This is a genomic window from Aeromonas sp. R7-2 (assembly GCF_040908105.1).
Lineage (GTDB): Bacteria > Pseudomonadota > Gammaproteobacteria > Enterobacterales > Aeromonadaceae > Aeromonas > Aeromonas caviae.
This window is the reverse complement of the sequence record NZ_JBFODC010000015.1, coordinates 47,033-67,099: the sequence shown is the minus strand read 5'-3', so window position 1 is coordinate 67,099 and position 20,067 is coordinate 47,033. Positions and strand designations below refer to the sequence as shown.

15 protein-coding genes are annotated in these 20,067 nt (G+C 62.8%); 5 read left to right on the top strand and 10 right to left on the bottom strand.

Annotated elements, in window-relative coordinates; translation table 11 throughout:
- Nucleotides 1-258: 258 nt before the first annotated feature.
- The 4 genes from glpD to tyrA all read left to right on the top strand — a co-directional run bounded on the left by glpD (nucleotide 259) and on the right by tyrA (nucleotide 5,631).
- Entirely contained in the window at nucleotides 259-1,746 is a 1,488-nt protein-coding gene (glpD, locus tag AB5Y47_RS03385) for a glycerol-3-phosphate dehydrogenase (protein ID WP_368219829.1), read from the top strand.
- 102 nt (nucleotides 1,747-1,848) lie between these two features.
- Nucleotides 1,849-2,928, top strand: coding sequence for a glycerophosphodiester phosphodiesterase (gene glpQ / locus AB5Y47_RS03380; RefSeq protein WP_041215472.1), 1,080 nt, complete (start codon nucleotides 1,849-1,851; stop codon nucleotides 2,926-2,928).
- A 371-nt stretch (nucleotides 2,929-3,299) separates the two neighbouring features.
- The gene (locus AB5Y47_RS03375) at nucleotides 3,300-4,373 is read left to right on the top strand and encodes a 3-deoxy-7-phosphoheptulonate synthase (protein WP_010674236.1); all 1,074 of its coding nucleotides are present in this window, start codon (nucleotides 3,300-3,302) and stop codon (nucleotides 4,371-4,373) included.
- 118 nt (nucleotides 4,374-4,491) lie between these two features.
- Entirely contained in the window at nucleotides 4,492-5,631 is a 1,140-nt protein-coding gene (gene tyrA / locus AB5Y47_RS03370) for a bifunctional chorismate mutase/prephenate dehydrogenase (protein ID WP_201894853.1), read from the top strand.
- A 114-nt stretch (nucleotides 5,632-5,745) separates the two neighbouring features.
- On the opposite strand, the gene hdfR is transcribed toward tyrA, so the two are convergent.
- The 10 genes from hdfR to AB5Y47_RS03320 form a co-directional block, all read right to left on the bottom strand.
- The gene (gene hdfR / locus AB5Y47_RS03365; RefSeq protein ID WP_039038620.1) at nucleotides 5,746-6,621 is read right to left on the bottom strand and encodes an HTH-type transcriptional regulator HdfR; all 876 of its coding nucleotides are present in this window, start codon (nucleotides 6,619-6,621) and stop codon (nucleotides 5,746-5,748) included.
- Complete coding sequence (locus AB5Y47_RS03360; protein WP_319891742.1) at nucleotides 6,621-6,977, bottom strand: DUF413 domain-containing protein; 357 nt, start codon at nucleotides 6,975-6,977, stop codon at nucleotides 6,621-6,623. Before AB5Y47_RS03360 ends, hdfR begins: the two co-directional genes overlap by 1 nt.
- Before the next feature lie 291 nt (nucleotides 6,978-7,268).
- Complete coding sequence (eco, locus tag AB5Y47_RS03355) at nucleotides 7,269-7,751, bottom strand: serine protease inhibitor ecotin (RefSeq protein ID WP_010674240.1); 483 nt, start codon at nucleotides 7,749-7,751, stop codon at nucleotides 7,269-7,271.
- 194 nt (nucleotides 7,752-7,945) lie between these two features.
- Entirely contained in the window at nucleotides 7,946-8,503 is a 558-nt protein-coding gene (locus AB5Y47_RS03350; protein WP_010674241.1) for a DUF1566 domain-containing protein, read from the bottom strand.
- On the bottom strand, nucleotides 8,500-9,867 hold the full coding sequence (locus tag AB5Y47_RS03345; RefSeq protein WP_368219828.1) for a DUF1566 domain-containing protein: 1,368 nt from the start codon (nucleotides 9,865-9,867) through the stop codon (nucleotides 8,500-8,502). Before AB5Y47_RS03345 ends, AB5Y47_RS03350 begins: the two co-directional genes overlap by 4 nt.
- Before the next feature lie 50 nt (nucleotides 9,868-9,917).
- A complete protein-coding gene (locus AB5Y47_RS03340) occupies nucleotides 9,918-12,329 on the bottom strand; it encodes a proprotein convertase P-domain-containing protein (protein ID WP_368219826.1) in 2,412 nt (803 codons plus the stop codon).
- 29 nt (nucleotides 12,330-12,358) lie between these two features.
- Entirely contained in the window at nucleotides 12,359-14,401 is a 2,043-nt protein-coding gene (locus AB5Y47_RS03335; RefSeq protein ID WP_368219824.1) for a prolyl oligopeptidase family serine peptidase, read from the bottom strand.
- Nucleotides 14,401-16,569, bottom strand: coding sequence for a TonB-dependent hemoglobin/transferrin/lactoferrin family receptor (locus tag AB5Y47_RS03330; protein WP_368219822.1), 2,169 nt, complete (start codon nucleotides 16,567-16,569; stop codon nucleotides 14,401-14,403). The genes AB5Y47_RS03335 and AB5Y47_RS03330 overlap by 1 nt, the downstream gene beginning before the upstream one ends.
- A gap of 250 nt (nucleotides 16,570-16,819) precedes the next feature.
- Complete coding sequence (locus tag AB5Y47_RS03325) at nucleotides 16,820-18,667, bottom strand: DUF3413 domain-containing protein (RefSeq protein ID WP_010674246.1); 1,848 nt, start codon at nucleotides 18,665-18,667, stop codon at nucleotides 16,820-16,822.
- Between the two features lie 43 nt (nucleotides 18,668-18,710).
- Complete coding sequence (locus AB5Y47_RS03320; RefSeq protein WP_039038627.1) at nucleotides 18,711-18,938, bottom strand: YejL family protein; 228 nt, start codon at nucleotides 18,936-18,938, stop codon at nucleotides 18,711-18,713.
- A 73-nt stretch (nucleotides 18,939-19,011) separates the two neighbouring features.
- Between AB5Y47_RS03320 and yejK the strand changes: the two genes are divergently transcribed.
- Nucleotides 19,012-20,061, top strand: coding sequence for a nucleoid-associated protein YejK (gene yejK, locus AB5Y47_RS03315; protein ID WP_039038628.1), 1,050 nt, complete (start codon nucleotides 19,012-19,014; stop codon nucleotides 20,059-20,061).
- Nucleotides 20,062-20,067: the final 6 nt, after the last annotated feature.

The following is a 20,067-nucleotide window of genomic DNA, read 5'->3' as shown; positions in this document are numbered from 1 at the left end:
ACGCCATCGCGTTCATCACCTTGCTTCATGGGCGCCCCCATCCGGGACTCTTTGTTCTCCTCCCTGCCCGAAATGGCTGTTTCCGGCAGACCTTAGCCTTACCAGGCCGTCACCGACTGGCAGCATTTTTAGCATTGTGAAAACAATCGCGATCACATTTCTCTCACGAAATGTTCGTTTATTGGTTTTTCATGTTCTAATATGAGCGAAATCAAACATTGCTGTCATGGCAAACACAAAATAAGAAAGTAGGTGAACATGAGCGAACATTATGATCTGGTCGTCGTCGGCGGCGGCATCAACGGGGTCGGCATCGCGGCAGATGCGGCGGGGCGGGGGCTGAAGGTGGCGCTGTTCGAGGCGAGCGATCTCGCCTCTGCCACCTCGTCCAACTCCAGCAAGCTGATCCACGGCGGCCTGCGCTACCTCGAACATTACGAATTCCGGCTGGTGAAAGAGGCGCTGGCGGAGCGGGAGGTCCTGCTCGGCATGGCTCCCCACATCGCCCGTCCCATGCGTTTTCGTCTGCCCCATCGCCCGCACCTGCGTCCGGCCTGGATGATCCGAGCCGGTCTCTTCCTTTATGACAACCTGGCCAAGCGGGACAAGCTCAAGGGGAGTTGCGGTCTGCGCTTCCTGCCGCAGGACGGTCTCAAGAGCGGCATCAACAAGGGCTTTGAATACTCGGACGCCTGGGTCGACGACGCCCGGCTGGTGGTGCTCAATGCCATGCTGGCGCGGGACAAGGGCGCTGACGTGCAGACCCGTACCCGCTGCGTCAAGGCGGTGCGCGGATCCAAGCACTGGACCCTGACGCTGGAGCGGGAAGGGGGCGAGCAGTTCACCGTCAGCTGCCGTGGTCTGGTCAATGCGGCGGGCCCCTGGGTCAAGACCTTCTATGACGAGAGCCTGAGCGAGAAATCCCCCCGCGGCATTCGCCTCATCAAGGGGAGCCACATGATAGTGCCGCGCATCCATGAGCGCGAAGAGGCCTACATCCTGCAAAACGAGGACAACCGCATCGTCTTCGTCATCCCCTACCAGCAGGACTATTCCCTCATTGGCACCACGGACGTGGAGCACAAAGGCAGCCCGCGCGAAGCCAAGATCAGCGATGCCGAGATCAACTACCTGTGCAAGGTGGTCAATACCCACTTCACAAGGCAGATAAGCCCGGCAGACGTGGTGTGGACCTATGCCGGGGTGCGCCCCCTGTGTGACGACGAGTCCGATTCACCCCAGGCGGTGACCCGGGACTACACGCTCGAGCTCAGTGGTGAATCCGATGGCGCGCCGCTGTTGTCGGTGTTTGGCGGCAAGCTCACCACCTACCGCAAGCTGGCCCAGGCCGCCTGCAACAAGCTCAAGCCCTGGTTCAGCCAGATGGGAGAGGACTGGACCGCCAACAGCCGGCTGCCCGGTGGCGAATTCGACTGCTCGGTGCGTGAACTGGCGCGAGCCTTTGCGCTGGAATTCGACTGGCTCGACGATCGCAGCGCCCTGCGCATCGCCGAATCCTATGGCGCTCATGCCCGCCTCTGGCTGAAGGAGGAGCGCGGCCAGCACTTTGGCGCCGGACTGTATGAATCCGAAGTGCGCTATCTCATCGCGCGCGAATGGGCCCACTCCCTGGAGGACATCCTGTGGCGCCGCAGCAAGCTGGGGCTGCGCCTGTCGGAATCCGAACAGCAGCAGCTCGGTGCCTGGCTGCTCGAACACCACCACGCCCTGCCCAAGGCCAGCTGATGACCCACGGCGGGCGGCCTTTGCCGTCCGCCGTCAAACTGCAATAAACCCCTGCTATAACAATTACCTGCATCCTACACACCATAACAACGAGATCTCTTGATGAAGCAACCTCACCGTACCCTGATAGCCCTTGGCCTCGGGGCTGCCCTGGCGCTGCCTGCACTGGCGGCCGACGAAGGCAAAATCGTGATCGCCCACCGTGGTGCTTCCGGTTACCTGCCGGAACACACCCTGGAATCCAAGGCCCTGGCCTATGGCATGGGCGCCGACTATCTGGAGCAGGACCTGGTGATGACCAAGGATGACCAGCTGGTGGTGATGCACGATCACTTCCTTGATGGCATCACGGACGTGGCCGAGCGCTTCCCCGGCCGGGCCCGCCCGGACGGTCGCTACTATGTGGTGGATTTCACCCTGGACGAGGTGCGCTCCCTGCGCATGACCGAGCCGTTCCAGCTGGTGGACGGCAAGCAGGTGCCGGTCTATCCGGCGCGCTTCCCGCTGTGGAAGTCGAGCTTCAGGATCCATACCTTCCAGGAAGAGATCGAGATGATCCAGGGGCTCAACAAGAGCACCGGCAAGCACATCGGCATCTACCCGGAGATAAAAGCTCCCTGGCTGTTCCGCCACGAGGGCAAGGACATCTCCAGGGCGGTGCTCAAGGTACTGAAGGAGTACGGCTACACCAGCAAGAACGACAAGGTCTATCTGCAGTGTTTCGATGCCAACGAGCTCAAGCGCATCAACGGCGAACTGATGCCCGCCATGGGTATGGACTTGAAGTTGGTGCAGCTGATGGCCGAGACCGACTGGAACGAGACCATGGTCTATGACGCCAAGGGCAAGGCGACCCCCTATGACTACGACTGGATGTTCAAGCCGGGGGCCATGAAGACCATCGCCACCTATGCCGAGGGGATAGGTCCCTGGAAACCCATGGTGGTGACCGAGCCGGGCACTCCCGGCAAGCCGGTCTTCACCGGCATGGTGAAAGAGGCCCACGCGGCCGGTCTCAAGGTGCATCCTTATACCTTCCGTCAGGATGAGGGGCAGATCCCGGCCTATGCGAAAGACTTCACCGACCTGCTCAACATCTTCCTCTACCAGGCCGATGTGGATGGGGTATTCAGCGACTTCCCCGACAAGGCGGTCGAGGCTATCAAGGCCCACGGCAAATAATAAAAGAAGAGCAACACGGGAATGCAAGCGGGGCCAGGTGCCCCGCTTTTTTGTGCCCGGCATTATCGCCGGGATGAGGGGCCGGATAAGGGGCCATGAGAGGGGGCAGAGAGATGATATTGAAATGGATGCGTGTAATTAAATCTTTACGATTTGGAGCTGGTTTGGCCTCGCGAGTCGCTACTTTTGAGTTGTTTCACTCTGCATTCTTGGTCATTTATCCATCTGTCAGCGTGCAAATACGCTAGTTTCACTTGATTGTTTGTTTTTCCTTGGTAAGGTGGGGGCGGTTGCGTAACAAAGTGCTGACTTGCGTAAACAAAAATGAACGGTCAGTGCCCTTGGCTTGAAACAGTAGAGAGAATGAGAAGATGCAAAGAGATCCCCTGAACAACATCCATATCCAGTCCGAACAAGTGATGATCACGCCTGCCCAGCTCAAGGAGAAACTGCCCATCTCCGATCGCGCGCTGGCATTCGTGCAAGGGGCCCGCAATACCATCGCCGACATCATCCACCGTCGCGATCACCGCTTGCTGGTGATCTGTGGTCCCTGCTCCATCCACGACATGGACGCTGCCAAAGAGTACGCAACCAGACTCAAAGCGCTGCATGACGCCTATCAGGACTCTCTCTACATCGTCATGCGGGTCTACTTTGAGAAGCCGCGCACCACGGTCGGCTGGAAGGGCTTTATCAACGATCCGAACCTGGACGGCACCTTTGACGTGGAGCTGGGTCTGCACCGCGCCCGCGAGCTGCTCTGCTGGCTGGCCGAGCTGGAGTTGCCGCTGGCGACCGAGGCGCTCGACCCCATCAGCCCGCAATACCTGGCGGAGCTCTTCTCCTGGTCTGCCATCGGTGCCCGCACCACCGAATCCCAGACCCACAGGGAGATGGCCTCCGGCCTCTCCATGCCGGTTGGCTTCAAGAACGGCACCGACGGCAACCTGGGCACCGCCATCAATGCGCTGCAGGCCGCTTCCAGCCCCCACGCCTTCATGGGGATCAACCAGCAGGGTCAGGTCGCGCTGCTGCAGACCCAGGGCAACCCGGATGGCCATGTGATCCTGCGCGGCGGCAAGCACCCGAATTACGATTCCGTCAATGTGTCGCTGGCGGAAGAGGCGCTGGAGAAGGCGGGTCTGCTGCCCGGTCTGGTGGTGGATTGCAGCCATGGCAACTCCAGCAAGGATCACCGGCTGCAGCCCAAGGTGGCTGACAACGTCATTCACCAGATCCAGGAGGGCAACCGCTCCATCATCGGGGTGATGCTCGAATCCAACCTGTTCGAAGGCAACCAGTCCAGCGAGCAGCCCAAGTGCGAGATGCGCTACGGTGTCTCCATCACCGATGCCTGCATCGACTGGGAGACCACGGATGCGCTGCTGGCCCGCTGCCACAGTCAGCTGGCGGCACCACTTTTGGCCAGAACATCGGCATAAGCCGTGGTATCTTGTTGTAACTGATTGAACCATCGAGGTATCACTGCCCACGCAGTGATACCTTGTTGCCTCTTGAATGACAGGGCGTCGCTGCGGGCGGCGCCAGCAGGGACTGGACATGGCGGAAGAGTTGAATGCCCTCAGGGACAAAATCGATGCGGTGGACAAGCAGCTGATTGATCTGCTGGCTGCCCGTCTCGCCCTGGTGGGGGAAGTGGGGGAAGTGAAGAGCCGGCACGGCCTGCCCATCTATGCACCGGATCGGGAGGCGAGCATGCTGGCCCGCCGCCGCGCCGAGGCCGAGGCACTGGGGGTGCCGGGGGACCTTATCGAGGATGTGCTGCGCCGGGTGATGCGCGAGTCCTATATTCTGGAGTCCGCCAGCGACAAGGAGCACCACTTCAAGTGCATGAAGCCTGAGCTCGGCAAGGTGGTGATCATCGGTGGCCAGGGGCAGCTTGGCCGCCTGTTCGGCAACCTGTTCAGCCTCTCGGGCTACCGGGTCGAAACCCTGGGGCAGGCCGATTGGCCGCGCGCCGACGAGATCCTGCACGGCGCCGGGCTGGTGATGGTGGCGGTGCCCATCGACGTCACCTGCGAGGTGATCGACCGGCTCGGCAACCTGCCGGCGGACTGCCTGCTGGTGGACGTGACCAGCGTCAAGAGTGAACCGCTTGCCCATATGCTGGCGGTACACCAGGGGCCGGTACTGGGGCTGCACCCCATGTTCGGGCCGGATGTGGCGAGCCTCGCCAAGCAGGTGATCGTCTGCTGTCAGGGACGCGATCCCGCCGCCAGCCAGTGGCTGCTGGAACAGATGACCATCTGGGGGGCGCGTTTGCAGCAGGTGGAGGCCAGGGCCCACGACGAGGCAATGACCTTCATTCAGGCGCTGCGCCACTTCGCCACCTTCGCCTACGGCTGGCATCTCTCCCGGGAGCAGGCCAACATCGACCGCCTGCTTGCCTTAAGCTCTCCTATCTACCGGCTGGAGCTGGCCATGGTGGGACGGCTGTTTGCCCAGGATCCCCATCTCTACGCCGACATCATACTGTCGTCGCCCCAGAACCTGGCGATGATCCGCCGCTACTACCAGAACTTCGGCGAGGCGCTTGGGTTGCTGGAGCGGGGCGACAGAGAGGGCTTCATCGAGGCCTTCAGCCAGGTTTCCGGCTTCTTCGGCGAGCGGGCGGAGGAGTTCCTGCGCGAGAGCCGTACCCTGCTGGCCCAGGCCAACGACCGTCGCCATCACGGCTGATGCACAAAGACATCCATACAAAAGGGGCCTGATGGCCCCTTTTTCATGTTGTTTGTACTGCACCGATAACCAGGGTAGATGAAAACACAGGTCTGGGCGTGAAATCGCCCTGTTTCATTCGGCAGGCGGTTGACGCAAGTCGGCGTCATGCCAGCCCAGCGGCAGGGTGAGCAGCTGATCGATCAGCTCCCGGCGGTCGGATTTCTCCAGATAGGCGAGGTAGAGCGGGCGGCTAAGGGATTGGCCCCCTTCCACCAGATGAAGCTGCCCCTGCTCCAGGAAGGGGCTCACCATGCGCCTTGGCAGGTAGGCGGCGCCGCCGTTGGCCAGCACGAATTGCAGGGCCATGCTGGCGGAGCTTGAATGCAGAACTGGGGTCTTCTGCAGGCTCTGCAATCGGCTCGATGGCGGTTCGAAGCTGGTGCCCCAGTCGAGATGAATGTGGGGCATCTGCATCAGGCTGTCGGCGTTTGCGGCCGGCTCCCGGCTCACCAGTTCGAACACCAGCTCGCCGATGGGGTGCAGGGCAATCTCGTCGATCTTGGTCGGCTCGGAGAGCAGGGCCAGATCGAGGGAGCGCTCCAGCAACTGGCGACAGAGGTGCTCGCGGGAGGCCGTTTCGAGGCGCACCGCGAGGCCGGGGGCCAGGGCATAGACATGGTTGAGCCAGTCGTTGAAGTCGAGCTCCCAGAAGACGGCGGGGGCACCGATGGCAAGCTGCTGGCTGAAACCGGGGGAGAGGGCCACGTCCTGCTTGGCGCGCCCCAAAGTATGCAGAATGGCGTCTGCGTAGGGCAGCAGACGCTCACCGGAGGCAGTCAGGCGGATGTTGTTGCGATGACGGGCAAACAGGCTGACCCCGAGTTGCTGCTCGAGCTGGCGGATCCGGAAGCTCACCGCCGACTGGGTCAGGTAGAGATTTTCAGCCGCCCGGCCAAAGTGCCTGGTCTTGCTGACCTCGATGAAGGTCCGAAGCAGCTCGGTATCCATTAATCGAGGGACTCGTCGCTGCCGCCACCGCCGCCTTCAAAGCTGCCACCAGTATCTTCATTGGCGCCGCCTGCGACGGTGCACAGACGGTGCACGCGCTTGGGACCAATCACCTTCAGGTATTTGAACCACACCTTGGCGTGGGGATTGTTGCCGGCTGCGCCGGATTTGACCTGTTCGATAAAGGCACTTTCTACGTCATCGCGCGGGGCCAGGTTGCCCTGATAGAGCGCCAGCATCACGGTGCCATATTTTTCCAGACTGTCCGCTTCGGCCACGGTGAATTCGCCACTGCGACGCAGGCCACGGGGAAAATGTTTGAAGTCGTTGAAACGCTTGTCTGATTCGAAGCTCATAGTGCTCTTGTTCTGGTTAGTTTGACCTTTGCGGGCAAGTATCATCAGGCCGTCGCAGAGTGCAAAATCAATTTTCTTACTATGTTAATAAATATCTTTTATCGAACAGAGTTTGTCGCATCCCGAGGGGGCATTTTGCGGTGCGCTGCACAAAAAAGCCTGAAAAATAGTGGAGTTATGTCAGATTTTGTACAGGAAAAACCGCTCAAAAACGGGCTCGGAAGCTAAAAGCAAGGCGCCGTATGGCGCCTTTTTGTCATCATGACTGAGCTGAACCCGAGTGCGCGGCACTCACTCAATCATGGCTGGCTGTGCCAGGTTGTCGGCACGCCACAGACGATAGCGCACCTCGTACTCCTGGGGCACATAGATGACGAAGGGCAGCTTGGAGTTGTAGTTCACGAAGAAGCCCTGACCGTAGATCTGGACGAAACTCTCCTTCTTCTGGCCGTCCGGGCAGGCCATCAGGGTGCTGACGGGGCCGGTGACCTGGCCCAGAGTCAGGTAGTTGTAACCCCAGCCCTTGACGCTGTGCTGTTCCAGATTGCCCGCGAAGCGGGGCAGGTTGCAGTCGACCAGCATCTTCTTGCCGACTTGCAGCTCGACCATCATGTCGGCTTCGTTCTCGACTTCCGGCAGACGGATCACGACACGTTCCTGGTTCACTTCGGCGGCGGGGAACATGCTGATATCAAATTTTTTCGGTTCGGCGGCGAAGGCATGGCCACCCAATAACAAGGCGCCCAGCAGGCTAAAACGCAACACGGTTTTCATCTGTACCTCTTGGGATTGGTTCAACGCCGCTAGACTAACCGCTCTGCCGGTTTCACGCCAGCGCTGCGGCGTGCAAAACCGCCCTGAACAGGCATCACATGACGCAATTTGATGCTTTTTTGACGGCCAGGGTCACCCTGCCGCTTCTTGCCTCGTGTCAAACAGGGGGCCGGGTGACCCCCATGGCCAGGCTGTCACCTCACCAGCAGAACCTGTTTCGCCCAAGAGCGGGGGGCGCGCTGGGCGACGGAGCCGCTGGTGATGTCCAGGTAGGCGACGCCCTGAAGGGCCGGCACCGGGGTGGAAGACCAGAGATAGACATAGCCGTCGTTCACCTCCTTGCCATCCCCGGCCATGGCGCGGGGGAAGATGGTTTCGTTCAATGCCGGTTTGTAACAGGCGGACTCCAGAATGCTGGCGAGCTCCTTGATGGTGGGCAGGCGCCAGTCGTGATGACCACCAAAGCCATACAGGGCATGGCTCGGTTCGGTGCGGATCCGTTCCGCCGTCTGCAGTGCCTGTTGCCAGTAGAGGCGGGTGGGTTCCCCCTCGCAGCTCTGGTTGCGCCAGGTCTGGCCGAGCTGGCAGCGCATCCAGGTCAGACCGGTGCCCCTGTCGGTGACGGTGCCGTTGCCGTGATCCTGGAAACGGGCGGTGGGGCTGGTACGGGGCAGGGCGTCGTCGCAGATGGCGATGGCCAGTGCCAGGGGGCTGCACAGGGTGAGCAGCAGGGTCAGAAGATACTTGTTCATCGGGTTACCTCGGCCACCAGGCGCAGTTGCAGACCGTTGGCGTCATTGCTGTTTTGAACTGGGGTGGGATAGTCGGCACCGGCGTCCTCGCCGAGGAAGATGTGGGCGATGGCGCTCAGAGGCGCGCTCTCCAGCCGACGGGACGGGGTCAGGGTCTGGCTCCAGTAATAGCCATCGAAGCCATTGAGTCCGGTGCCGACATCGGGGAAGTAGCGCACATCCAGGGTGACGAGCTGGCCATCCTGGCGGGCAAGGGAGCCGTAGTGCTGCAAACTCATCAGCTCACGGGCGTGGGGCAGGCGCCAGTGGGTGATGCCGCACAGTTGCTGTGCATTGAGCCACTGACGGTACTGCTCCGTAGTGCAGATGGCCTCCCCCTCGGGGCAGGCGTAATCCCGCTCCTCCTGGGTCGGGTGATAGTCGTCGAACTCCCAGGCGAAGGTGCGGTGCAGATCCCTCGGACTGTCCGGATCCGCCAGCTTCTTCTCCCAGACGAGGCCGGTGTTGAGATCCTCCACGCACTCCCACTCGACTGCATTGTCCGCCAGGGGCTGCCCCTTGCCGTCCAGCTTGCGATAGCGCAGGGGCGCCAGGCCCAGGCTCGCCTCCTGGCCCGGGTGATCCGCAGGCTCCTGGGTCAGCAGGTAATCCACCCCGTCCGTGTAGGTGGTGACGCCACCTGCGGTCACCAACGCCCGGGGTTGCTGCTGCATCAGCACGGCGGCGAGTCTGGCCTGCTGGCTCAGTAGCTCGGGGCTGGCGGCAAAGTGCTGGGCGAGCTCGGGCAGCAGGGTGACCAGCCCCTGCCAGATCTGCAGGCGGCGCTCGCTGGTGGCAAAGGCGGGCAGGGTGGCCTTGTCATCTAAGGCGGCGAGGGCCAGCTCGGCGAGGGCGCGGTTGAAGTCGCCCAGCTGCGCCAGTGCCGCCAGATCTGGGCCGGGGTGAAGGGGCGCCAGGGCGAGCAGGACGTCCGTCAGGGCCTGAGCCGGTGGCAGCCCGTCCGAGATACGCGTCTGCAGCAGGGTGCTGAGGGGGCTGGGGGTGAGGTGCTGGTTGTCCTGGCGCGCCGCCGGGTGGGCCAGGGGCAGGGCGGCGGGATCCGCCGGAATGAACAGCAGGGGAGTGGTGAGCAGATCAGGGTGGCGCCGGGTCAGGGAGTGGGCACCGGCCTCGCCGCTGACGGCGGGCTCATTGGCTTCGCAGCCGTCGTTCTGGTTTAGGTTGATGCACAGGGTGCCCGCTGCGGGCAGGCTGACCGTCAGGCGGTAGTCCGGCGCGGTCAGGGGAGCCTCGTCCGAACCGCCGCCACAGGCGCTGAGCAGGGGGGCCAGCAGGCAGACGATCGGGGTCATTCTCATGGTCATGGTGTGTCCTTGGAGGGGCCTTGGCCCCTCTCTTCTTTATATAGGGAGAGTCAGCGGCGACGCAGACGGCGCCACAGGGCCAGCGGCAGCAGCCAGAGCAGGGGGAAGGCCCCCCCGCCACTGCTGTCCGAGGTATCGAAGCGGATGATGCCGTCATCCGGCACGGGCACGGTGTTGCCGCACTGGGCGCCGGTACGCTGACTGATGCTCCACCCGTTCAGGAGACCCTGATTGCCCGGTTTGCTGTCCACCACCTCCAGGGTCCAGCGACCGGCCAGGGGTTCTCCTTCGAAGGCGCTGAAGGGTTGCAGGGACTGCAACTCGGTGGGGAAGACCCCTTTCAGGCTCGGCAGGGGGCTGTAACCCTTGTCCCAGATCTGGACCCGGGTGCCGGCGGGGGAGCTGAGCCAGATCTCCAGCTCATCCAGCGCCTCATGCTGCAGATCCAGGCTCAGTTGCAGCCTGTCGCTCACACGGGCATCGCTCTTCTCCAGCAGCAGGCTGGTTTCGCTCAGGCCGCGCACCTCCTCGCTCTGGGCATCGTTCAGTCGCTGCGACCGACCACTGGCCCGGCTGATGACGGGGGTGCCGATGGGCAGGGTCAGGGATTGCTGCCACTGGCGCTCGGTGGGGCTGGTACCGCTCATGGCGAGATTCACCGAGAGGCTCGCCTCGTCGCCGCAGGCGAGCGGGCTCTGGGCCAGCAGGCGCAGGGTGGTGGTCATGCTGGCACCGGCGGCCAGGGTCGCTGGTTGCCAGCTGTCAGGATCGGCCTGCAACCCGGTTGGCAGGGTGAGGGCCAGCTCGTTGAGGGTCACCTCCCCCTTGCCCGGATTGCTGAGGGTCAGCTGCACCGACTGGCGCTGCCCCAGCGGGATGGCGCTCCCCTCGGCGAGGGCGATATTGACGGGAGCTTGCAGCAGCCCGTGCTGGCGAAATGCCTGCTCCAGCAGACGGGCATAGGCTCGCGTCGGGTAGAGACGGGCGGCGGTATCCACGGTGATCCGGGCCAGTTGCGGCATGCGAATGGCCGGCCCCAGGCCGAAGTGGGATTCGATGATGACGCGATCAAACTCGTCCCTGGCCGCCTCACCGTGCTCGGCCACCGCCGTCAGCAGGGCCTGGAACAGCGGGGTGCCCCAGAGCTGATCCCCGTTGCTGCCGTTGATGGTGCGGTGGGCGGGGTAGCGGTAGTCCGGATGGTAGCGGGCGCGCAGATCGTCGAGCTGGCGCGGGGTGCGGTCGGTGAAGCGGGCATCCCAGTTGAACACCATGGCGGGTTCGAACTGGCGACCGGCTTCGCTGCGCTGGCGATGACTGGCGGCCAGGTAGTCGCCAAAGCCCTCGCCGATGGCTCCCCAGTCACCCTTTTCCCCGAGATCCGGCAGGATGTGGTGCTGCACCCCGTGGCCGAACTCGTGCCAGATGACCATGGGATCCTCGGCATCGGGCACGCCGCTGCGACCCAGCTCCAGCCTGCGTTCGAACGGATCGTAGAGGGAGTTGTCCTGATAGCCCGCGTCCGTGTCGATGTCGAGCGCCCCGGGGATGAGATCGGTGAAACCGAGCGCCTTGAGGTGGCGCTGGGCGAGATCCAGATGGTAGTAGGCGTTGATGTCCGCAAAGCCGCGATCGTCCCGGGTCAGGCGAAAACCCTGCACGTCACTGCTGCTGTAGGGGGCCGATTCGGGGGCCATGACATCCACCACCCTGGCATGGGGGCCGCTCAGGCGATACTGCCCGGCTTGCAGGCTCACCGGCAGGGGAACCGGATCCTGATAGGCGGCCTCTGCCAGCACCAGCGCGTCGTGCCAGACCAGGCTGGCGTCCTGCAGGCGGGTGCGGGGATCGGGGTCGAACACCCGGGCCTGAACCTGCATATCGCCTGCGTCGGCGACATGCAGAGGGTGGGTAGTTGCCTGATCCCCGAGACGGCCAAGCTCCTGCTCCCCGTCGCAACGGGCAAACAGCTGCACCTGGCTTGCCTTGGCATTGCCTGCCTTGTGCTCGCGCACCCGCTGGCGCAGGGCAGGCACCAGGGTATCGCCGTCTCGCCAGTACCAGGCTTCGACCGGCCCCAGCGTCTCTATCTGGTTGCCGTCGGTGCGCAGGGTGGCGAGCAGGGGATCCAGGGTGCCGCTGGCATCGCAGCCGGGCGCTGTGCTCTGCAAGGGGCGCAGGTTGTGGTAGAGGCGCCAGGGGCGGCCGTCCCCGTCGACACTGACGGCGGCCTGGGTGGCGGCCACCGGCAGGCCGTTCACCAGCTGGCGAAAGCTGTAATGGTGGCCGAGCAGGCTGGCCCTGTCGTAATCGGGGGCGAGGAGCACACCGAGGCGCTGCTCGAGCCAGCGCTTCGGCGTCGTGGTCAGGGGTGGTTCATCGACAAACTGCAGATCGGCCGCCAGCAGTGGCGATGAGATCAGGGTTGCCGCCAGCCAGAGGGCCAGGGAAGAGGGTTTCATGGTTCACTCCAGAAAAAGAGGACAAGTGGTCAGTGGTTGACGCCCGCCAGGGTGAGCAGGAAGGCAAACTCCTGCGCCGCACGCAGCGCCGCCGTTCGGGGGGCGCCCAGGTGGCCGCCGTCGAGTTCGGTGCGCAGCAGATAGGGGCCTGTTCCCGTGCTATGGGATCGCAGGCGGGCTATCCACTTGAGGGGTTCCCAGTAGGGCACCTGACTGTCGTGTAGGCCGCCCGTCACATAGACGGGGGGATAAGGGGCCTTGTGCAGGTTGTCGTAGGGGCTCAGGCGGCGCATCGCGGCATAGTCACCCGGGATGGCCGGATTGCCCCACTCGGCGTACTCCTGCCGGGTGAGGGGCAGCTCGGGATCCTGCATGGTGCCCAGCAGGTCGACGAAGGGAACTTGCAGCACGGCCCCGGCGAAACGGGTGGGCGCCTGGTTGAGTGCCGCTGCCACCAGCAGGCCGCCGGCGCTGCCGCCCATGGCAAACAGCCGGGCGGGATCGATGGCGGGATCCCGTGCCAGGGCATCGGCCACGGCGAGAAAATCATCCACGCTGTGCTGTTTGTCCCGGCCACGACCCTCCCGGTACCAGGATTCGCCGAGCAGACCGCCCCCGCGCACATGGGCGATGGCGTAGACAAAGCCGCGATCCAGCAGGCTCAGCACCCGGGGCTGGTAGTAGGGACGCATGGGGGTGCCGTAAGCCCCATAGCCGTAGAGCAGCAGTGCCCTGGGGTGGGTAATGCCCTTGCGCCAGACCAGGGAGACAGGCACCTTGACCCCATCCTTGCCCGCGATCCAGCGTCGCTCGCTCTGATAGGGGGAGGTGTCCCTGGTCTCGGGTGTCCCCTCCCAGGCGCCGGAGGAGAGATCCAGCCAGCGCTGGTGAGGTGGCTCGGCCATACCCTGGCGGCGAATGAGCACCTTGTCGCTGGCCGGTTGCTGGCTGCCCTGGATCCAGGCCGTGCCTGCGCCATCGGTGAGCGGCAGGCTGTGGGTCAACGCACCCTTGGCATCCAGCACATCGAGCCAGTCATCCCCTTCCTTGCGGTATTGCAGCACGGTGTGCCGGGCAAAGAGGCGCCACTTCTCGAGTTCCCGGCCCTCGCCGGACCAGAGCAGTTGCCACTCTCCCTTCGCCACCAGGCTCAAGTCGGCCACCTGATAGAGGCCGAGGGCGCCGTCCCGGTTGCTCTTGAGCAGCACCCTGTCCCCCTGGGTATCCAGGTAGTACTCGAGGCCGCGCTCGCGCCCCTTGAGCAGGTCGGCCCGACCCGCGTCCAGCAGGTATTGCTCGGAGCTGTCGTGGTTGTTGCTTTGCAGCACCAGGTGGCGGCGATCCGTGGTGTGATAGAGGCCGAGCAGCCAGGCGGGATCGCGCTCCTCATACACCAGGGTCTCCTTGCCATTCTGCCAGGCCAGCAGTTGCCAGGGGCGCAGGGTCTGGCGCTCGTTGGCGAGGGTGTAGAGGGTCTTGCCATCCAGACTCCAGAGCAGATCGCCGGCGCGGTGAGGCAAAGAGGCCAGAGTCTCGCCACTCGCCAGATCCAGCAGGGTGATGCGGTAGTCCCGATCTCCCCTGCGGTCTTCGGCCAGGGCAAGCAGGTGCCCGTCCGGGTGCAGGGCCCAGGCGGCGAGCTCGTAATACCCCTCGGCAGGTTGGCGGGGAGCCAGCCGCTTTCGGGGAGCGTCATTGGCGTCGCGGCGTTGCCACAGGCTGCCGTCCGCCTCCATGCGCCACTGGCTGCCAGCCTGGCTCAGCCAGTCGTCCGGCACGGGTTCGCCCCGCTCCCGGCCCTGCCACTCCGTCTGCAGGCGCTGCACCAGTGGCGCCTGGCCGGCGAGCTGCTGCTCGGTCCAGCGGTTCTGCTCGCGCAGCAGCGTCAGGAGGGCGGGATCCTGGCGGCTGTCATCACGCCAGCCACCATAGGGATCTAGACGGGCTATCTCCCCCTTCATCAGTTGCGGGCGTTCGGGGATGAGGGGCTCGGCCTCCAGGGTTGCCTCAGGCAGGGGAGAGGCGGGGGCCGGCGTGGCCAGCAGGCTGGCCAGGATCAGTAAGCTGTGCATCAGATCCCCACGAAGGTGTAGCGCAGGCTGGCACTCAGGGTGCGGCCGCTCTGGGTGAAGAGGGAAGCATCGGTCCCGGCTTCCAGCCCGGCCACATCCTGATAGCGGGTGTAGCGGGTGTCGAACAGGTTGTCGAGCTTGAGGTTGACCTTGAGGGCGTCGGTGACCAGCCAGTCGGCCGTCAGGGCGAAACTGAGCCAGCCGGCACTTTCGAGGCAGTCCCCCTGGCGGCCGGTCAGGCTGTTGCCGCAGGTGGGCACCCGGCTCATGGCGGCGGCATAGTCCGCCTGAATGCCCAGACTCCACTCATTGGCCTGATAGCTCAGACGGGTGTTGCCCTCGAGGGGCGTCAGGGTGCGCAGCGCTTCACCTTTGTTGTCCTCGCCATCGACCCAGCCGAGCTTGGTGGCGAGCTCCCACTCCTGGGTCAGCCAGTAGCTGGCGGCGAGTTCGGCCCCCCAGGTTTCGGCCTTGGCGACGTTGCGATATTGGCGCAGGATGACACCATCGCTCAGGCGCAGCCCCACCTCGCGCCAGTCGATGAAGTTGTAGTAGCGGTTGTAGAAGAGCGCTGGCTTGATGCTCCAGTTGTCCCCCTCGCCACTCAGCCCCCACTCGATGCTGTGGCTGGTTTCCTCCTTGAGCCCTGTGTTGGCGATGATCTCGAAGGGCGGCAGGGCGAAGTAGTGGGGGATGTTGCCGTACACCTTGTCGTAGGAAGGCGCCCGGAACCCGTTGGCGTAGCTGAGCCAGCTGCGCCACTGGTCGTTGAAGCGGTAGCTGGTGGCCAGGCTCGGGGAGAGGTGCCAGCTGTGGTTGCTGTCGTGGCTGCCGTCCAGCGGCGTGAGCCACTGGTGATCCATGCGCAGGGTGGGGGTGAACTGCCACTGGCCCAGGCTGGCCACGTCGCCGAGCCAGACTCCGGCCCTGTCGGTACGGGCGCGGCTGAAGGGGGCGGACTGGCCGGGTTGGGGAATGCCGGCCTCCAGACTCAGCTTCTCCACCGGCCGCTCGTGGGTGGTGCGCTCCAGCTCAATGCCGTAACTGAGTTGATGGGCGAGATGGCCGGTGGCGAGATCCCGGCGCACATCCAGCTCGGTACCGATCCTGTCTTCGGTGAAGGTGGCGAGCTCCCGTTCGCTGCGATAGCGCGGATAACCGCTCAGCAGATCGTTTTGCAGCAGGCTGCGCTTGTTGGCGGTGTTTTTCGAGTGATTGCCGTAGGCACTCCAGGTGAGGCTGTCGGCCAGTATTGTGTCGAGGTTGCTCGCCTCCCAGGCCAGCTTTCCCCCCTGGGTGCGTTGGCTGCCCTGCTCGTGGTACTGGCGCACCTGCCACTTGCCATCGGGCTGGGGCACTTCGCGCGGCCCCTGATCCCGTTCGGCGTTGTCCTCGAAGTAGTCGAGTTCGAGGCGCAGCAGATGATGTTCGTTCAGCTGGATGCGAGAGCTGGTGGAGGCGCTGAGGCCATCCAGATCCGCCGGGATGCGGCTCTCGTCGTAGTTGGCGGTCTCATGTCCCTGCCAGCCGGAGAGGCGCAGCAGGTGTTCGGTATCCCGTATCCGGGCGGCGCCGGTGGCGCTCAGCTTCTGCTTGTCACTGTTGCCATCGTGCAGCACCTTGCTGCTGAGATAGGCATCCTGGCCCTGAAGGTAATCTTCCGGCTGCTTGGTGCTGATGACGATGGTGCCGCCGATGGCATCGGAGCCATGGAGGGAGGAACCGGCTCCCTTGGCCACCTCTATCTGTTTGACGTCGTCGAGATCGAAGCTGAAGCGCCCCACCTTGTCGTTGAGGTCGTCGGCGCCAAAACCGTCGCTGACCCGCACCCCGTCCTTGATGATGAGCACCCGGTTGCCGCCCATGCCGCGGATGATGATGTTCTGGGGGCGGCCAGCGGAGCCGGTCACCGAGACGCCGGGTTCGTTCTTGAACACATCGGTGAGTTCGGTGGCAACCTGGCGATCCAGATCCTCCTCCGTGATGACGGTGATGGAACCCGACACGTCGGAGAGCTTCTGCTCGATGCGCTGTCCCTTGACCACGATGGTTTCCCGCCCCTTGAGTTCGGGGAGCATGTCCGTTGTGTCGACCCCGGCGGGATCGCTGGCAGCCAGCGCCGTACCGGACAGCAGCATGGGCCAGTAGTGAAGAAGTCGAATTTTCATATTTGAGAATAATTATTATTTAAGCCTGAGGGGCGCGGATTATTGCAGAGGGAGTCAAGTAGATCAATAAATGACAATCATTATCATTTTGTTTTTATGATATTGATCGAATTGAGTTTTTTGAGGGATAAATCAGTAAGGTAGTGGCATACGTTTGCGAATGACGCCATGGGAAACAGGAGGACGGGCGTGGTGCGGGCAAGAAAAAGCCCGCCATAGGGGCGGGCTCAAGGAGGTAGGCTGGCGCTGATCAGGGGGCGCGATAGAAGCGATTGAGCTCGTTCATCACCTGGATCAGGGTGCCCATGTCCGGGGTGCCGTGCTTGATGGGGCGATAGGTGTCGCGGTCCAGCAGCTCGAAGTCCCCCTGCTTGTTGAACTGGGTGATGGTGTTGCCCTGATAGATGGCGAAGTCATTCTGATCCCCCGCCAGCAGCCATGTGCGTGTACTGGCTTCGAACAGGTTGCGCCCCGTGCTGTAGTCACGATAGGGGTTGCGTACACCCAGCATGTTCTTCATCAGGGTCGGTACCAGATCCAGGTGGCTGCTCGCCTGCGCCTGGGGCGCAGGTTCGGCACCAGGCCAGGCCAGCACCAGGGGGACCTGCACCTGATAGGTCGAGTAATTGCTGCCATAGCCCCAGCTGTTGCTCTGGGTCTCGTTGAACTCCTGACCGTGGTTGGAGGTGACCACGACGATGGTCTGATCATCAAGCCCCTGCAATTGCAGTTGGGTCAGCATCTGCTCCAGCAGTTGATCGGTATAGAAGACCGCGTTCTTGTAGCGGTTCTCCAGCTTCTGCAGGTTCTCGGGCCGATAGGCAGTGGCCGGGTTGAAGCGGGTCAACTCGGGCTGGAAGGGGCCCTTGATGCTGGCGGGCACCTGATAATCCCCCGGGCTAGAGAGATAGACCAGAGAGAACCAGGGTCTGTCCGCGGTGCGCGTGCCAAGCCACTGCTGCCAGTCGTCGATGAGCCTGCGGTCATCGGTCTGGCGGGAGACGAAGACCTGCTTGCGCAGACCCGCAAGCAGGCTCTGGCGATACTGCTTGGCATCTTCCAGTGCACCGAACAGGCCGAACTGGTAGTCCTGACGCAGCATCTCGTCGAACAGCACGGGGGGGCGCTTGTCGGCCCGGATGTCCCCGTAATAGTGGCCGGGCAGCCCGTAGAAGAGGCTGAACATCCCCATGGCTTCATCATTGCCACCACTCATGTGCTGGCGGAAATTGAAGTGGTTGTCCGCGTAGCGTTGCAGATTGGGCATGTTGATGTTGTTGAGCATGTCGGCTCGCAGGGAGTCGACCACCACCACCAGCAGGTTTTTGTGATCGCTGGGTGCGCTCACGCTGAGGGGGCGCAAGGGATAGAGCAGACGGTGCTCAGCGCTTCCCTGATCTTCGGCCTTCTTCTCATACTGCTCGAGGTCGAGCCAGCCATGCTTGGCCAGGAAGCTTCTGGCGGTCATGGGGTAGGAGAGGGGGAAGTTGGCCCGCTGCATGGTGATGGGTTGATACAGGGTCGCATCCGCCCAGCTGTTGACCAGATGGGTCAGGATGAAGCAGACCAGCAGGGCCAGTCCCACCTGATTGCCGTACTGGCGGCGTTTGCGCTTGTTGATCTTGCGCCACACATAGGCCGACAGCAGCAGTTGCAGCAGGAAGATGGCGGGCACCGCCACGAAGATGATGCTCCAGATAGAGCCCTCTTCGGTCTGCGCCTGATCCAGCAGCAGTTGCCACACCTGGCCATTCAAGTGGAACTTGAACAGCTGGAACACCTGGGTGTCGATAAGCAGCAGCACCAGCGCCAGGGTGGCGATGATGGATGAAATGAAGCGCAGCGGCTTCTCCCTGGGCAGGATGAAGCTCAAGGGGAAGATGGTCAGCAGATAGGTGACGAAGCTCAGGAACGAGAAATGACCTATCCAGCTGATGACGAGATAGGTCACGCCGAGCGTGGTCGACGGCCAGCTGATGGCGCCCAGGTAACGGGTCGAGATCAGCATGGCCAGGATGATGTTGAAGAAGGAGAACCAATGCCCCCAGGTGATCAGGCGAGAGACATTATCGCGATAGGGGTTGCCGGTTTCGACCATAATGATCCATCTGCTTGAAAAACATCAAAGAATGCGAAGAAACTCAGTGCGCATCGTGGCGATGGCCCACCGAGGCGGTGAGTGCCTGGATGAACTTCTCGGTGATCGCCTGGCGCTGGGCCGGGGCCATGCCGTTGATGATGTTGGTGGTCAGGTTGCCAAGGACCATCAGACTGAGATCCACCGGTGCCTTGTGTTTCTCCAGGGCGGTGATCAGGTCGTTCATCAGGGCGTCAAACTGCTCGTTATTGTACTTTGATACGATGGGCATAATCTTGGGTTCACCTCGGTTCAAAGCGCCTTATAATACTTCACCCTTTCGGCTAACACTATGGCTTTGTGACATGAGTCTCGATATCGACAAGATCATTCTTCACTCCCTGCGGGCGGGCAACGATGGCCAGCCCCACGCCGATACCCGCAGCCAGACCCTGCCTGCCGACGAGGCGGTACAAGGGCTGATGGCGGAGCTGCATCGCATCTACAACGGCAAGGGGGGAAAGGGCTTTGGCTTCTTCGCCGATCCCGAGGCCGCCGTCGCCGAGCTGGCGGAGGGGGAAGACGCCCCCAAGCAGCCTTCCCCCGCCTTTCGCATCGCCCTGGAGCAGTTGCTGGCGGAGCAGACCGAGTTCGTCCCCTTTTCCGTTAACCTGACCCAGATGCTGGTCAAGCAGCTGGTGGAGCATGCCCTGGACGAGCAAGGGGTGTTGCTGATTGCCAAGTACAACTATGTGGGGGTGGATTACCTGATGATCGCCCTGCTGGAAGGCAAGGAGAGCGTCACCGTGAGCGAGGCGCTGGAGCTGCGCCACATCCAGTACCTGGATATCGGCAAACTCAATCTGGTGGCCCGCATCGATCTCACCGAGTGGAAAACCCAGGGGGATTCTCGTCGTTATATCACCTTCAGCAAGGGCCGGGTCGGTCGCAAGCTGGGGGATTTCTTCATGGATCTGCTGGGGGCCCGGGAGGGCATGGATGCCAAGATCCAGAACAAGGGGTTGCTGCAGGCGGTGGACGATTACTGTGACAGCCGCCAACTCGAACCGGCCGAACGCAATGACTACAAGAAGCAGGTCTTCAAATATTGCACCGAGCAGGCCAGCGCCGGCGAGGAGATCGAGATCAAGGAGCTGTCGGCGGAATTGCCCGGTGATGGGGACCTCGATTTTTACAGCTTCATCGGTCAGGAGTACGAGCTGGAGGAGCGCTTCCCGGCGGACCGTTCCACCCTGCGGGGCTTGACCAAGTTTGTGGGCTCCGGTGGCGGCCTGACCCTGAGCTTCGAGCAGAAGTTGCTCAACAGCCGGGTCTTTTACGATCCCCAGACCGACACCCTGACCATCAGGGGAGTCCCGCCCAATCTCAAGGATCAATTGCTGCGCCAGTCGTAATGTGAT